1 pseudogene is annotated in these 246 nt (G+C 74.8%); it reads left to right on the top strand.

Features of this window, described 5'->3' with window-relative positions:
- Positions 1-246 (top strand): annotated as a pseudogene (locus tag ACPYOM_RS23400) (hypothetical protein); the annotation flags it as partial.

Genomic DNA, 246 nt, shown 5'->3' on the forward strand with positions numbered 1-246 from the left:
GCGCGGCCGCGGTCATGCTCGAGGCGGAGCGCGGCGGGTGGCCACCACTGCCCGGCGCCGACCTGTCGTACGTCACGGCCGGGCTCGACGTGCGCTACCTGCGCCCGGCGCCGCTGCACGACACCGTCGAGCCTGTCTCTTATACACATCTCCGAGCCCACGAGACGCGTAGTAGTCTGGGGGGGGGTGTTTTGTTTTTGGAGGGGGGGGGGGGGGGGGGGGGGGGGGGGGGGGGGGGGGGGGGGG

This window comes from Monashia sp. HAY1-2A (assembly GCF_056755315.1).